Annotated in this window: 14 protein-coding genes and 1 riboswitch; of the genes, 12 read left to right on the top strand and 2 right to left on the bottom strand. The window is 62.8% G+C overall.

All coding sequences use genetic code 11. The annotated features are described in order from the left end of the window. Positions 1–5 precede the first annotated feature (5 nt). Positions 6–434 (top strand): DUF1801 domain-containing protein, encoded by a 429-nt coding sequence (locus tag ARC39_RS14340; protein ID WP_068115505.1) that lies wholly within the window; start codon positions 6–8, stop codon positions 432–434. Between the two features lie 19 nt (positions 435–453). Here ARC39_RS14340 and ARC39_RS14335 read toward each other — a convergent pair whose 3' ends face one another. Together ARC39_RS14335 and ARC39_RS14330 are read right to left on the bottom strand one after the other, a co-directional pair. After that, on the bottom strand, positions 454–1,371 hold the full coding sequence (locus ARC39_RS14335; RefSeq protein ID WP_068115504.1) for an MBL fold metallo-hydrolase: 918 nt from the start codon (positions 1,369–1,371) through the stop codon (positions 454–456). Between the two features lie 106 nt (positions 1,372–1,477). Continuing rightward, complete coding sequence (locus ARC39_RS14330) at positions 1,478–1,882, bottom strand: metallopeptidase family protein (RefSeq protein WP_068115503.1); 405 nt, start codon at positions 1,880–1,882, stop codon at positions 1,478–1,480. Between the two features lie 80 nt (positions 1,883–1,962). On the opposite strand from ARC39_RS14330, the gene gltX reads away from it, so the two are divergent. The 11 genes from gltX (at position 1,963) to ARC39_RS14275 (ending at position 12,843) form a co-directional block, all read left to right on the top strand. Beyond that, positions 1,963–3,297: a glutamate--tRNA ligase gene (gltX, locus tag ARC39_RS14325; RefSeq protein WP_068115502.1), complete on the top strand. Its 1,335-nt coding sequence runs from the start codon at positions 1,963–1,965 to the stop codon at positions 3,295–3,297. A gap of 549 nt (positions 3,298–3,846) precedes the next feature. Further along, positions 3,847–5,361 (top strand): malonate--CoA ligase, encoded by a 1,515-nt coding sequence (locus ARC39_RS14320; RefSeq protein ID WP_068115501.1) that lies wholly within the window; start codon positions 3,847–3,849, stop codon positions 5,359–5,361. A 526-nt stretch (positions 5,362–5,887) separates the two neighbouring features. Then, positions 5,888–6,541 carry a 3-oxoacid CoA-transferase subunit A gene (locus ARC39_RS14315; protein WP_068115500.1) on the top strand — a complete coding sequence of 218 codons (654 nt, stop codon included), beginning with the start codon at positions 5,888–5,890 and terminating at the stop codon, positions 6,539–6,541. Between the two features lies 1 nt (position 6,542). Beyond that, complete coding sequence (locus tag ARC39_RS14310; protein WP_068115499.1) at positions 6,543–7,196, top strand: 3-oxoacid CoA-transferase subunit B; 654 nt, start codon at positions 6,543–6,545, stop codon at positions 7,194–7,196. A gap of 154 nt (positions 7,197–7,350) precedes the next feature. Beyond that, a riboswitch (TPP riboswitch) is annotated at positions 7,351–7,445 on the top strand. Between the two features lie 47 nt (positions 7,446–7,492). After that, on the top strand, positions 7,493–8,281 hold the full coding sequence (gene thiM / locus ARC39_RS14305; protein WP_078059268.1) for a hydroxyethylthiazole kinase: 789 nt from the start codon (positions 7,493–7,495) through the stop codon (positions 8,279–8,281). Between the two features lie 5 nt (positions 8,282–8,286). Next, on the top strand, positions 8,287–8,916 hold the full coding sequence (gene thiE / locus ARC39_RS14300; protein WP_438273267.1) for a thiamine phosphate synthase: 630 nt from the start codon (positions 8,287–8,289) through the stop codon (positions 8,914–8,916). Further along, the gene (gene thiD, locus ARC39_RS14295) at positions 8,913–9,746 is read left to right on the top strand and encodes a bifunctional hydroxymethylpyrimidine kinase/phosphomethylpyrimidine kinase (protein ID WP_068115496.1); all 834 of its coding nucleotides are present in this window, start codon (positions 8,913–8,915) and stop codon (positions 9,744–9,746) included. The genes thiE and thiD overlap by 4 nt, the downstream gene beginning before the upstream one ends. Positions 9,747–9,756: 10 nt before the next feature. Next, positions 9,757–10,692: an ABC transporter substrate-binding protein gene (locus ARC39_RS14290; protein ID WP_068115495.1), complete on the top strand. Its 936-nt coding sequence runs from the start codon at positions 9,757–9,759 to the stop codon at positions 10,690–10,692. Beyond that, positions 10,689–11,381, top strand: coding sequence for a thiaminase II (gene tenA / locus ARC39_RS14285; protein WP_068115494.1), 693 nt, complete (start codon positions 10,689–10,691; stop codon positions 11,379–11,381). The genes ARC39_RS14290 and tenA overlap by 4 nt, the downstream gene beginning before the upstream one ends. Then, positions 11,378–12,109 carry an ABC transporter ATP-binding protein gene (locus tag ARC39_RS14280; RefSeq protein ID WP_068115675.1) on the top strand — a complete coding sequence of 244 codons (732 nt, stop codon included), beginning with the start codon at positions 11,378–11,380 and terminating at the stop codon, positions 12,107–12,109. The genes tenA and ARC39_RS14280 overlap by 4 nt, the downstream gene beginning before the upstream one ends. After that, positions 12,106–12,843 carry an ABC transporter permease gene (locus ARC39_RS14275; RefSeq protein ID WP_068115493.1) on the top strand — a complete coding sequence of 246 codons (738 nt, stop codon included), beginning with the start codon at positions 12,106–12,108 and terminating at the stop codon, positions 12,841–12,843. Before ARC39_RS14280 ends, ARC39_RS14275 begins: the two co-directional genes overlap by 4 nt. Positions 12,844–12,976: the final 133 nt, after the last annotated feature.

Raw genomic sequence — 12,976 nt, 5'->3', positions numbered from 1 at the left:
GCAATATGGCGGATGTCAAAACCGTGCCAACGGACGTGTCTGCCGAGGCCTATGTCGCCGCGGTCGAACCCGCGAGCCGACGTGCCGATGCGACGGAATTGCTCTCATTGTTCCAGCGCGTTACGGGGTTTCGTCCTGTGATGTGGGGACCGTCGATCATCGGGTTCGGTCGCTACGACTACCGGTATGAGAGCGGCCGGACCGGATCGTCCCTTGCAACGGGGTTCGCGCCGCGGAAAGCGAATCTCGTGATCTACATCATGCCCGGTTACGCCGATTTTGAGCCGCTGCTGGCTCGCCTCGGGAAGCATCGCAAGGGCCGGTCGTGCCTGTACATCAACAAGCTCGCGGATATCGACACCGGCGTGCTGGAGGAGTTGATCCTCGCGGGACTTGCGGACCTTGGCAAGAAGTGGCCCGTCCAGCCCTCGTAAGGGCCGGACGGTGCAATTGTCAGCCCATCATCTGATAGCTCACCGGCACGAAACGGAAGCCATCGTCGCGGGTCTCCACAAAGCCGGCGGCCGGGAAGGGCAGGTGGTAGCCGACGACCGGAACCCTGTCGGCTGCCAGCATGCCGAGAATCTTGCGCCGACTGGCCGCGGCAGCCGCCTTGTCCATGTCGAAACGCACTTCCCAGTCGGGATAGGCCAGTGACCAGACGTAGTGATTGGCAAGATCAGCGGCCAACAGCAGTTGCGCGCCGCCGCTTTCGAGCATGTAGGTCATGTGCCCCGGCGTGTGGCCGAACGCTGCCATCGCGGTGACGCCCGACGCCACAGCGTCGCCATCGCCTAGAAAGCTCATCTTTTCCGCCAAAGGCTTCACCTTTGCGTCGAAACCCTCGTTGCCGGCGGCAGCCCAATGGTCGAATTCGGCCTGACCTGTCACATACGCCGCATTGGAGAACGTCGGCGTGCTTTCCGTCATTAGGCCACCGATGTGGTCGCCGTGCATATGGGTCAAAACGACATGGGTGATATCGTCGGGCGAAAGCCCGGCTTCCGCCAGCGCGGCGGTGATGGCGTCGGGATTCAACCCCGTGTCAAACAGGATAGTGTTGCCACCCGTGCGAACGACGGTCGGCGTGAAATAAAATTGCGCCATGTCCGTGCCGATGAAGTTCGCTTCGCTGACGGCGGCGAATTCATCCGGGTCCACGTTCAGGCCAAAAATCGTCTGCGGCTCATCCCGCGCCGCGGTGCCGGCCAGCAGCGTGGTCACGGTCATGTCGCCCACCTTGAACGTTCTCGCCTTGCTCGTCGGGCCCGTCATGGGTGCATCCTGCGCCAAGGCAGGCAGCGGCGCAGCGACGAGTGGCGCGGCGGCGGTTGCCGCCAGTGCTTGGCGACGGGTCAGGGAAAGGGGCATGGCACGTTCCTCTTTGGGTTTTCGACAATGTACCCAAGAGTACGGACTTGCCGCCGTGCCGGTTCAAAAGTTTTCGTGACCTCGTGCGAGGTGACGTTGAACCAATTCACTCCCACCATTGATCAATACGTGCGATATCCTTGTCGGACCATCCGAAATGGTGGGCGAATTCGTGAATGACCACGTTGTTGACCAATTCCGCGAGCGTGACGTCACCGCGTTCGGCCCATTCTTCCAGAATAGCACGTCGGAAAAGCCAGATAATATCGGGCTGTTCGGGTTGGTCCATCACGGAGCGTTCGGTCAGTGGAATGCCGTCGTAGAGGCCGGTCAACTCGTAAGGATCGTCGATCTCCAATTCGGCGAGCATTTCCTGGTCGGCGAGTTCCTCGACCTGAATCACCACCGACCGTGCCGGGTAGTCAAAGGGCTGCGGCAGGGCTTTCCGGGTTTCTTCGGCAAGCAGCGCAATGTCGTAAAGGCTCGGAGCCGTCGCGGCAGTCCAGTCCATGCGTGTTCCTCGACTTCGTTGCCTATGGTATGGACAAGATCGCTTCCCTGTGGAAGAGGGCGCGGAACAGGAGAGCACGAATGACCGTCACACGTTTCGCCCCGTCGCCCACCGGATACCTGCATGTGGGCAATCTGCGCACTGCACTGTTCAACTGGCTGATCGCGCGCAAGGCCGGCGGTACGTTCATCCTGCGGCTGGACGATACCGATCCGGAGCGTTCGAAGCCCGAGTATGCCGATGCCATCAAGGAAGATCTGGAATGGCTGGGGCTGACCTGGGACCGCGTCGAAACGCAATCCTCGCGACTGGACCGCTATGCGGCGGCCGCCGATGCGCTGCGCGAAAAGGACCGGTTCTACGAGTGCTTCGAGACGCCGACCGAGCTGGACCTGAAACGCAAGAAGCAACTGAACATGGGAAAACCGCCTGTCTATGACCGGGCGGCGCTGGCATTGTCGAAGGAAGAGAAGGCGGCATTCCGTGCCGAACGATCCGGCCACTGGCGTTTCCTGTTGAACCACGCCCGGATCGAGTGGACCGACGGAATTCTGGGAGATACGTCGATTGACGCAGCCTCCGTTTCCGACCCTGTGCTGATCCGGGGCGACGGGCAGGTGCTCTACACCCTGGCTTCGGTGGTGGACGATACGGAGATGGGGATTACCGATGTCGTGCGCGGCTCCGATCACGTAACGAACACCGCCACCCAGATTCAGATCATCGAGGCGCTCGGCGGATCGGTTCCGAGCTTTGCCCACCATTCGCTGTTGACCGGCCCGCAGGGCGAGGCACTGTCCAAGCGCCTTGGCACGCTTGCGCTGCGCGACCTGCGTGCACGGGGAGTCGAGCCGTTGGCGCTCCTTTCGCTCATGGCACGTCTCGGCTCGTCCGATCCGGTGGAGTTGCGCTCGTCCCACCAGGAACTGATCGACGGGTTCGAGCTGACACATTTCGGGGCTGCGCCGACGAAGTTCGACGCCGATGATCTGTGGCCACTGACGGCGCGATACTTGCACGGTCTCCCGTTCGACGCGGTCGCCGACCAGATTGCTTCAATCGGCGTACCCGTGGAGGTGGCAGAGCGTTTCTGGACCGTCATTCGAGACAACATCGGTACGAGGAGCGAACTGGCCGATTGGTGGCAGGTTCTTGCGGAAGGGGCAGAGCCCTTGGTGGCGGAGGACGATGCGGAATTCGTCCGGACGGCGATGGCGATGTTGCCGGCATTGCCATTCGACGAAACCACCTGGGCAAAGTGGACCGCTGAGGTGAAGAACGCGACCGGGCGTAAGGGGAAGGGGCTCTTCATGCCGCTGCGCAAGGCGCTGACCGGCCGGCAGCGTGGTCCGGAAATGGCAGATTTCTTGCCCTTGATGCGGGCGTTGCCGCGTCTGCATCTGACCCAGGATTAAGCCGAATGCCACCCGTTGCGGCAGTTTTGCAACATGCCGCAGCGCGGCGCGTCGTTTGCCTTGCGGACGTTTGAGACTCCACAAACTTATCCACAGCCCTGCGCGCTGATTTCGCGTGCGCTTCCTCTGCTTGGTGAACGCCGATGTAGACCAATGTGGCCGGACGAAAACGCGGTCGGGTAAAAATTGTAGTTATTTCAGGCGATTACAGAGGATATCTGCGGCAGATTGTTCCCGGGGAAAATGTCGCGGTGTGTTTCGCTCACGACAAGTCGGAAATCGCCAACTCCAAGGAAATCGGTCGACGAAAGTTATTCACACGGGCTTCCGGAACCAGCGAGCGAGCGGGTGAAGCCCAAGATCCGCGCTTGCCTGCGCAGTGGAGAGATGACGTAGCGGCATCTTGTGCGACGATGAACAGACGCCCGTATTCCTGTTACAGGCGCTTGGCGCGGCGATCAGACCCGGCGAGTGGTGCGAACGCCCGCTTGCCCTTTGCCGCAGCGGGGGGGTAGGTGTGCCGAAGCTGTATTTGCCGAGGGCCCGCACATGCCAAACCCCATGTATGAAGCTCTGTTCGCTCCGAATCTGGACAACGACGCGCCATTCCTAATTCTCCCGGAAGACTCGGCGCTGACCCACAAGGCGTTTCTGAGGATGGCATCGCGCTTTGCCCACGCGCTGCATGATGCAGGGTTGCGACCGGGGGATCGGTTGGCGGCGCAGGTGGACAAGTCGCCCGAGGCGTTGGCCGTCTATGCTGCCTGCGTCATGTCGGGCGTCGTCTTTCTTCCGCTCAATACTGGCTACACACCGCACGAGGTAAGCTACTTCATCTCCAATTCGGGGGCGCAGCTGGTAATAGGAAGAGCAGATTCGCGCGAGGAGTTGCATGGCGACTGCGACCAGCTCGGTGTTCGCTACGAGACGCTCGAAGCTGACGGCAGCGGTAGTTTCGCTGATATGGCGGATGATCAGCCAGAGCACTTCGAACCGGCGGACCGGAGCGAGGACGATCTTGCGGCACTGCTCTACACATCCGGAACGACCGGGCTGTCCAAGGGCGCGATGTTGAGCCAGGGCAACCTGCTGTCCAATACCGTCGTCCTTAAAGACTACTGGCGTTTCTCTGCAGAGGACGTGCTGATCCACGCCTTGCCGATTTTTCACACCCACGGGCTTTTCGTGGCCACCAACATCATGCTGCTTTCGGGCGGTGCGATGATCTACCTGCCGCGGTTCGATCTCGATGCGGTTCTGGATGCGTTACCGACCGCTACGGCGATGATGGGGGTGCCGACGTTCTACACACGCTTGCTCGACAGCCCGACGTTCACCCGGGAACGTTGCGAAGGGATGCGGTTGTTCGTGTCGGGATCTGCACCGCTGCTGCCGGAGACCCACAAGGCGTTCGAGGCGCGTACCGGTCACCGAATACTGGAACGTTACGGTATGACCGAAACCAATATGAACACCTCCAACCCCTACGACGGGGACAGGCGCGCGGGCACGGTCGGACTGCCTCTTCCCGGTGTGGATCTGAAGATCGCGGACCCGGACACCGGCGTTCCGGTAAAGGCGGGCAAGGTAGGGATGATTGAGGTTCGCGGGCCTAATGTGTTCCAGGGATACTGGCGGATGCCGGACAAGACGGCGGAGGAACTGCGAGCGGACGGGTTCTTCATAACCGGCGACCTGGGCGTGCAGTCAGACGACGGCTACGTGACGATTGTCGGCCGTAGCAAGGATCTGATTATTTCCGGCGGCTTCAATGTGTATCCAGTGGATGTGGAACAGGCACTCGATGAGCAACCCGGCGTTCTGGAAAGCGCGGTAATCGGGGCGCCACACCCCGATCTGGGAGAGAGCGTTGTTGCCGTCCTGGTACCGGAACCCGGAGCAAAACTCGACGTGCTGGAAATCGAGGCGGAGATCGGCGGCAAACTGGCCCGGTTCAAGCAGCCGAGGCACTACGTGATCGTGCCGGAGCTCCCGCGCAACTCGATGGGGAAAGTGCAGAAGAAACTGCTTCGGCAAACCTACGAAGGGGTGTTCCAGGCCTAGCGTCTTTGCGTGCGGCCATTGACGGGTGCGTGTTGCCATGCTCGGCGCAGCGGAGGAGTGCCGCTCCCAAATCGTCTAGAGATACTGGACGAGCGCGCGCATACACTCCTTTGTCACCCGTTCGGGGTAATGCGATAGGGAAATATGCCGACGTCGGCGCGCGCGGCGACCCTGATCGAATCCGGCGTTTCGGCGTACAGGATGTGCACAGGCGATCCAATTCCCTTTCCGCATTCTCTAAGACATCAGTTGCAACCGTGCGGCTACTGCGATCATGTGTAGTGTCACGATCCCCTCTTAAAGCTGACGCTTGGTTTCTTTTGTGCGGCTTGGCGGGATTGTCGTTGCGTGAAACTCAGGCAATTGCGTTTTGAACGGCGACCCGGGCCGCTCCGGGATTAATAATCGTCGCAGCAGGCAATGATTGCAGCGCATGCAGGACGTCACGTGTGACATTCTTTCGTTGCATCGCGCCGTTATTCGTCGCGTGATTGCTGGGAAAGGGTCGGCACGGGAGGAACGGTGGATGAAGACCGCAACGAAGGTTGAGGACGCGGCTGCGCTGATCCCTGAAGGGGCCGTGCTGCATATCGGCGGTTTTATGGGTGTTGGGTCCCCTCATCGCCTGATCGACGGGTTGGTGGCGCGGGGTGTCGGTGGCTTCACGATTGTCGCGAACGACACTGCAATGCCCGGTACCGGAATTGGCAAGCTGGTAACTGCGGGCCTCGTCGCGCGCGCGATCGTCAGCCACATAGGGCTGAATCCGGAAACTCAGGCCAAGATGATCGCTGGAGAGATAGATGTCGAACTGGTGCCGCAAGGCACGTTGGTCGAGCGCATTCGGGCAGCAGGCGTTGGACTGGGGGGCGTGCTCACCGCGACGGGTGTTGGGACCCTGGTGCAGGAAGGGAAACGGGTGATCGAAATCGACGGCAAGGACTACCTCCTGGAAAAGCCGATCAAGGCTGATTTCGCGTTGATCGCTGCGAAAGCGGCCGACTACAAAGGCAACCTCGAATACTCGCTGACCGCGCATAACTTCAATCCGATCATGGCACTTGCCGCCGACACGGTTATCGCGGAGCCGCAAACGATACTGCCGGTTGGGGCGATTCCGCCTGATGCGGTCAAGACGCCGGGGGTGCTTGTCGATTACCTTCTGGAGCGGGGACACTGAGATGGACGCCAAGGAAATCATCGCGCGCCGGGTCGCGCTCGAAGTGAAAACCGACATGCTGGTGAATCTTGGGATCGGTCTGCCAAGCATGGTGGCGAACTACCTGCCAGAGGATGTGGATATCTTCTTCCAGGCCGAGAATGGCGTGATCGGGCTTGGTGCGCGGCCGCCGGAGGGGATGGAGGATGCAGATCTGACCGATGCCGGCGGAGGCTTCGTTACCGCCGTGCCGGGCGCGGCTTCGATCGACTCGGCGATGTCGTTCGGCCTGATCCGTGGCGGGCACCTGGACATGACGGTTCTGGGCGGTTTGCAGGTGGACGAACGTGGCTATCTCGCAAACTGGATGGTTCCGGGCAAGATGGTGCCGGGCATGGGCGGTGCGATGGATCTCGTCGCCGGCGCCAAGCGGGTGATAGTCGCGATGGTGCACACCGCGAAGGGGCGTCCGAAGATTGTGCCGGAATGCACGCTGCCACTTACCGCGCGGCGCCGCGTGAGCCTGATCGTATCCGAACTGGCGGTGATCGAACCGACGGAGGCGGGACTCGTCCTTCGTGAGTTGGGTCCGGACGCCTCGGTCGCCCAGGTCCGCGAGGCGACCACCGCCGACCTTATCGTAGAGGGCGACGTGCCGGCGATGGCGCTGGCGTGAGATTTCCTGATCCGCGTCGCCACGCGAACGATCCCTCGGTGAGGGATCGTGCCTTCGGCGAGGATATTTCCGGACAGAAGAGGCGTGGCTGACACCGCTTTTCAGTGGCGTCGAAAAAAGCGTGACAATCTCCGAACAACCTGATTATGTCCCGCTCCATCGACAGGGGCGTCCGCGATCGCGGTCTGAGAAGCACCCTTTGAACCTGAACCAGATGATGCTGGCGGAGGGAGTCGGGGACAGGACGGGCCGAGACCTTCCGATACCCGCCAGACCTCCGCTGACGGAGGCAGACATTGACCAATCCTTCCCAATCCCTCGAGAGCATGCGTGCTGCAGCGCCGCTGGTTCAGTGCATCACAAATTACGTTGCGATGAATTTCGCAGCCAATGTGCTGCTCGCCGCGGGCGCGGCGCCGGCCATGGTTCATGACGTCGAGGAATCCGGCGAATTCGCCGCCATTGCCGCCGCCCTGACAATCAATATCGGCACGCTGAGCCCGCGATGGGTCGCTGGAATGGTGGAAGCCGCCGCGGTTGCGGGCAAGACGGACACGCCCTGGGTCCTGGATCCGGTAGCTTGTTTCGCCACGGGATTGCGGCGCGAGGCGACCTCCAAACTCATGCAGATGCGCCCGACCATCGTTCGCGGCAATGCATCCGAGATCCTGGCAATCGCCGGTCAGGAGAGCGCCGGCAAGGGCGTGGATGCCGGGGATAGCGTCGCGGCCGCGGAGGCGGCGGCGTGCGATTTGGCCACCCGCGCGGGGTCGATTGTTGCCGTGACCGGCGAGGTCGATTTCGTGACCGACGGTGTGCGCGGCGCACATGTGCGAGGCGGATCGGCGTTGATGCCCCAGGTCACGGCAACCGGCTGCGCGTTGACCTGTCTTACCGGTGCGTATGCTGCGGCCGTTGCGGACCCATTCGAGGCGACCATCGGGGCGTTGGCGCATTTCGCTGCTGCCGGAGAGCGGGCCGCGACCGCAGCGAACGGACCAGGCAGCTTTGCACCCGCATTTCTCGACGCATTGGCGGCGGTGGATGCGACGGCCATTGGCGACGACCGCGTGGAGGCAGCATGAGGCAAATGCTGGATCTCTCGGCCTACCTGGTGCTCGACCCCGTGCTATGCCAACCGCTCGGTATGGTCGAGACGGCGCGGGCGGCGGTCGCGGGCGGGATGCGCACAGTGCAATTGCGTCACAAGATGGCGAGCACCGCAGAGCGTGTAGCGGTCGGCCGGGCGCTGCAGGAGACCCTTGCGGGCAGTGGCGCGAGCCTGGTGGTGAACGACGATGTAGATGCCGCCGTGGCGCTTGGCGCCGACGCGGTGCATGTGGGGCAGGGGGATATTCCGGCCAGTGAGGCGCGCGCCCGGATCGGGCCGGATATGATCCTTGGACTTTCGGTTGAGACCGAAGACCAGGCACGTGTGGTTGATGTGGACATTGTCGACTACATCGGGGCCGGTCCGGTTTTTGGCACGGCGACGAAGCCAGACCATGCGGTACCGGTGGGCATCGCGGGTTTGGCGCGGATCGTCGCGCAATGTGCGCGGCCTGCCGTCGCCATCGGCGGGCTAACGGCCGCGCATGCTGTTGACGTCCTCGGGACGGGCGCGAAAGGGCTCGCCGTCGTTTCCGCCGTATGTGGTCGACCCGATCCGACAGCCGCCGCACGTGGCCTCGTGCGAGCGGTCGAGGATGCCCGATCATGAGTGCCGCGACTACCCTCTCGATCGCCGGGTCCGACCCATCCGGCGGTGCCGGTATCCAGGCCGATCTCAAGGCATTCTCCGCGCGCGGCGTGTATGGCATGGCGGCAGTCACGGCGCTGACGGCACAGAACACGACGGGTGTCTCCGGTGTGCACGTGGTGCCGCCGGAATTCGTTGCGGCGCAGATCCGAGCCGTCCTCGACGACATACGGGTCGACTCGATCAAGATCGGCATGATTGCGAATGCCGGGATTGCCGGTGCAGTTGCCGGCGCATTGGAACGTTTCTCGGGACCGGTCGTGCTTGACCCGGTCATGGTCGCCAAAGGCGGGCATCCGTTGCTGCCCGCAGATGCGGTGGCGGCCCTCCGCGAGAGGCTGTTGCCCCGCGCACATGTCCTGACGCCCAACTTGCCTGAGGCAGCCGCGCTTCTTGAAGATGATACGGCTGACAACCGGGCTGGGATGGAGGCGCAGGCCCAGGCGCTTCTGGCGCTCGGGCCGAAGGCCGTGTTGCTCAAGGGCGGGCACCTGGAGAGCAGGCAGAGCCCCGATCTGCTGGTCACGGAACACGCGACGATCTGGATCGACGGGCAACGGGTGGAGACGCGAAACACACACGGCACGGGTTGTACCCTATCCTCCGCTCTCGCCGCCGAACTGGCCAAGGGGCAACCGATCGCCAATGCCGTTCGCACGGTTAAGCAATGGCTGACAGGGGCGATTGCCGCTGCAGATGGGCTCGATATCGGACACGGTCATGGCCCGACTCATCATTTCCATGCACTCTGGCCAGAGGCCGGAGACACCAAACGCGCTCAAAGGAACTAGGAGACAGGACATGCGTTCGCTCATCTTCACACTCTCGTTAATGGCTGCGGCACCGGCCTCCGCGGCCGACAAGCTGTCACTGGTACTGGACTGGTTCATCAATCCCGATCACGGTCCGATTATCGTGGCCCAGGAAATGGGATATTTCTCGGATGAGGATCTCGAGGTGGAGATTATCCCCCCAGCGGATCCATCGGTCCCGCCGAAGCTCGCGGCAGCCGGAAAGGTCGATCTGGCGATTTCCTACCAGCCGCAGCTACATATGCAGGTTGCCGAGGGGCTTCCGCTGAAGCGGGTCGGGACGCTGATCGCCACTCCGCTGAACTGCCTGATGGTGGCCGACGACGGGCCGATCAAGGAAATCGCCGATCTCAAGGGTCGCAAGATCGGCTTTTCGGTGGCCGGTGTCGAAGAGGCGATGCTGACTACGATTCTCGGCAGCGCGGGGCTTGCGCTGGAGGACGTTGAACTGATCAACGTGAACTTCTCGCTGGCGCCGTCGGTGCTCTCGGGGCAAGTCGATGCAGCGATGGGGGCGGTGCGTGGTTTCGAGCCGAACCAGATGGCGATCGAAGGCCAGCCCGGGCGGTGCTTTTTCGTGGAGGAGCACGGCATCCCGACCTATGACGAGTTGATCTACGTCGCAAATCCCGAGTTGATGGATGCCGACAAGCTGAGCCGCTTCCTGCGGGCGACGGAAAAGGCAGTGAACTTCATCACCAATCATCCCGACGAAGGTTGGGAAGTGTTTTCTGGTTATGCGCCGGAGCTCCAGGACGAGTTGAATGCCCTGGCCTGGCCGGAAATCTGGCCCCGCTTCGCGTTGCGCCCGGCGGCACTCGATGTCGGCCGCTATGCCGGCTACGAGGCGTTTCTGTCGGAGGCCGGGTTGATCGAGGGCATGCGTGACGTCTCGGACCTTGCCGTCGACCTCGGCGCGCAATGAACGTGGATACGGGAGAGTACGGCCGGGCTTTCGGGCTATGGCGCCGTGCCGCCGGGCAGGAGTGGGCCGCCTATGTGGCCCATCCTTTCGTGACGGGGCTGGGCGATGGCAGCCTTCCGCGCGAATCCTTCCTGCACTATCTGGTGCAGGACTACGTCTTCCTCGTCCACTTCGCCCGCGCCTGGGCCCTGGCCGTGGTCAAGGCGGAGACGCTAGAGGAGATGCGGGTTGCGACCGCGACGGTGGATGCGCTGGTGCGCGAAGAGATGGCACTCCACATCTCGGTCTGCGCGCGGGAGGGGATATCTGAAGATATGCTCTACCAAGCCGCCGAGAGCCCGGCCAATCTCGCCTACACGCGCTATGTGCTTGACGCCGGGAGTGCCGGTGACTTCGCGGATCTGATGGCGGCGTTGGCTCCCTGTGTTCTTGGATATGGCGAGATCGGATTGCTGCTGTCCGGCGTAGCGGCGCCCGATACGCCCTACCGGGAATGGATCGATACCTACGCGGGCGAAGACTACCAGGAGACCTGCCGGCAGGTAGGTTCGATGATTGACATCGCATTGGAGCGGCGCATCGGCGCGGATTTCGATGCCGCGCCGCGCTGGCCGCGCCTGATCGAACGGTTTGTGACGGCAACACGACTGGAAGTCGGTTTCTGGCAGATGGGATGGGACCGCGCATGACGCCGGCCCCGTCCATCTGCCTGACCGGCACGGCGCATTTCGGTGCGCATCAACTCTTCCCGCCGGTGCAACTGGAGATCGATGCCGGAACTTGGTCCTGTCTTCTGGGGCCTTCCGGGTGTGGCAAGACCACGATCCTGCGCCTGATCGCCGGGTTGGAGACCGGGGTCGATTTCCAAGGGCAGATTCGGGCTGGGGATGGGCAGCCCATACCGGGGCGCGTTGCCTATATGGCGCAGACAGACCTGCTTCTGCCGTGGCTCGACGTGCTTGGAAATGTCACGCTCGGCGCGCGCCTTCGCGGCGCACCTGCCGATACGGCAGCGGCCAAGGACCTGATTGCGCGTCTCGGTCTGGGCCCGCATGTACACAAGCGTCCGTCCCAGCTTTCAGGCGGACAGCGTCAGCGAGTGGCGCTGGCACGGACTTTGATGGAAGACCGCCCCGTCGTTCTGCTCGATGAACCTTTTTCCGCGCTCGACGCACGCAGGCGGGCGGATATGCAGGAACTGGCCGCCGAGACGCTGACCGGCCGCACGGTGCTGCTGGTTACCCACGATCCGGGCGAGGCGGCGCGGCTCGGCGATCGGGTGTTTCTGATGGATGAGCGCGGAATGGTGGAGGCTGTCCCTCCCGCCGTATCCGCGATCCGTGGAGCGGACGATCCCGATACTCTGGCGTTCCAGGGGCGGTTGCTCGCCGCGCTGCGGGCGCAATCGGCGGCATGAGCGGCGCGCTTCGCGTGGTTCTGGCGCTGGCGGTTCCGCTGGCGCTATGGCAGGCGCTGGTCAGCCTTGGCGGCCTGCCGCCTTTTATCCTTCCGGGGCCCGTGCGCGTACTGGAGGCGCTCTGGAGCAATCGCGGGCTCATTGCCTGGCATGCCGGCATCACCCTCACGGAGGTGCTTGCCGGGCTCTTCCTTGGCGCCGGGCTCGGCATCCTCACTGCGATCCTCCTCGCCGTGTCGCCGATGGCGCGGTATATCGTGCGGCCGGCGCTGATCGTCACGCAGTCGCTGCCGGTTTTCGCACTTGCACCAATTCTCACCCTTTGGATGGGGTATGGCATCTGGTCGAAGATCGTCATGGCGGTGCTCATCATCTACTTTCCGGTTGCATCGTCCTTCTTCGATGGGCTGATGCGCACGCCGCCCGGATGGCTGGATCTCGGCCGCACAATGGGGGCCTCGCCGGCGCGGTTGCTGTGGCGGATCCGCGTACCGGCCGCCATTCCGTCCCTGGCGTCCGGTCTACGGCTGGCCGCGGTCTATGCGCCCATTGGCGCGGTGATCGGCGAATGGGTAGGCGCGGCGGGCGGGCTTGGATACCTGATGCTGCTGGCAAACGGCCGTGTGAAAATCGACCTGATGTTCGCGACGCTGCTGGTTCTGGCGCTGCTTACGCTTCTGCTGCACAGAGCGGTGGGCTGGGCCTGTGACCGCCTCGTGGCGCGGACCGATTGAGAGGCGGGTCGACGCCGGTGCCGCGCTTTCACGCAGGTATCCATAGGTCTGATCGGCGTTGCAGGGATACGTTCATCCACGTCTGACCCCAACAACGGGCCGATCAATTGCCGACACCAGTGCGAGGTAATAT

This window comes from Tropicimonas marinistellae (genome assembly GCF_001509585.1).
Classification (GTDB): domain Bacteria; phylum Pseudomonadota; class Alphaproteobacteria; order Rhodobacterales; family Rhodobacteraceae; genus Tropicimonas; species Tropicimonas marinistellae.
Note: the sequence above shows the minus strand (reverse complement) of the source record. Positions and strands in the feature narration are given on the sequence as shown.

Excerpts from the sequence above, each read along its gene's own strand:
- ARC39_RS14340 (WP_068115505.1), top strand. The coding sequence starts at position 6 with ATGGCGGATGTCAAAACCGTGCCAACGGACGTGTCTGCCGAGGCCTAT.
- ARC39_RS14335 (WP_068115504.1), bottom strand. The coding sequence starts at position 1,371 with ATGCCCCTTTCCCTGACCCGTCGCCAAGCACTGGCGGCAACCGCCGCC.
- ARC39_RS14330 (WP_068115503.1), bottom strand. The coding sequence starts at position 1,882 with ATGGACTGGACTGCCGCGACGGCTCCGAGCCTTTACGACATTGCGCTG.
- gltX (WP_068115502.1), top strand. The coding sequence starts at position 1,963 with ATGACCGTCACACGTTTCGCCCCGTCGCCCACCGGATACCTGCATGTG.
- ARC39_RS14320 (WP_068115501.1), top strand. The coding sequence starts at position 3,847 with ATGCCAAACCCCATGTATGAAGCTCTGTTCGCTCCGAATCTGGACAAC.
- ARC39_RS14315 (WP_068115500.1), top strand. The coding sequence starts at position 5,888 with ATGAAGACCGCAACGAAGGTTGAGGACGCGGCTGCGCTGATCCCTGAA.
- ARC39_RS14310 (WP_068115499.1), top strand. The coding sequence starts at position 6,543 with ATGGACGCCAAGGAAATCATCGCGCGCCGGGTCGCGCTCGAAGTGAAA.
- thiE (WP_438273267.1), top strand. The coding sequence starts at position 8,287 with ATGCTGGATCTCTCGGCCTACCTGGTGCTCGACCCCGTGCTATGCCAA.
- thiD (WP_068115496.1), top strand. The coding sequence starts at position 8,913 with ATGAGTGCCGCGACTACCCTCTCGATCGCCGGGTCCGACCCATCCGGC.
- ARC39_RS14290 (WP_068115495.1), top strand. The coding sequence starts at position 9,757 with ATGCGTTCGCTCATCTTCACACTCTCGTTAATGGCTGCGGCACCGGCC.
- tenA (WP_068115494.1), top strand. The coding sequence starts at position 10,689 with ATGAACGTGGATACGGGAGAGTACGGCCGGGCTTTCGGGCTATGGCGC.
- ARC39_RS14280 (WP_068115675.1), top strand. The coding sequence starts at position 11,378 with ATGACGCCGGCCCCGTCCATCTGCCTGACCGGCACGGCGCATTTCGGT.
- ARC39_RS14275 (WP_068115493.1), top strand. The coding sequence starts at position 12,106 with ATGAGCGGCGCGCTTCGCGTGGTTCTGGCGCTGGCGGTTCCGCTGGCG.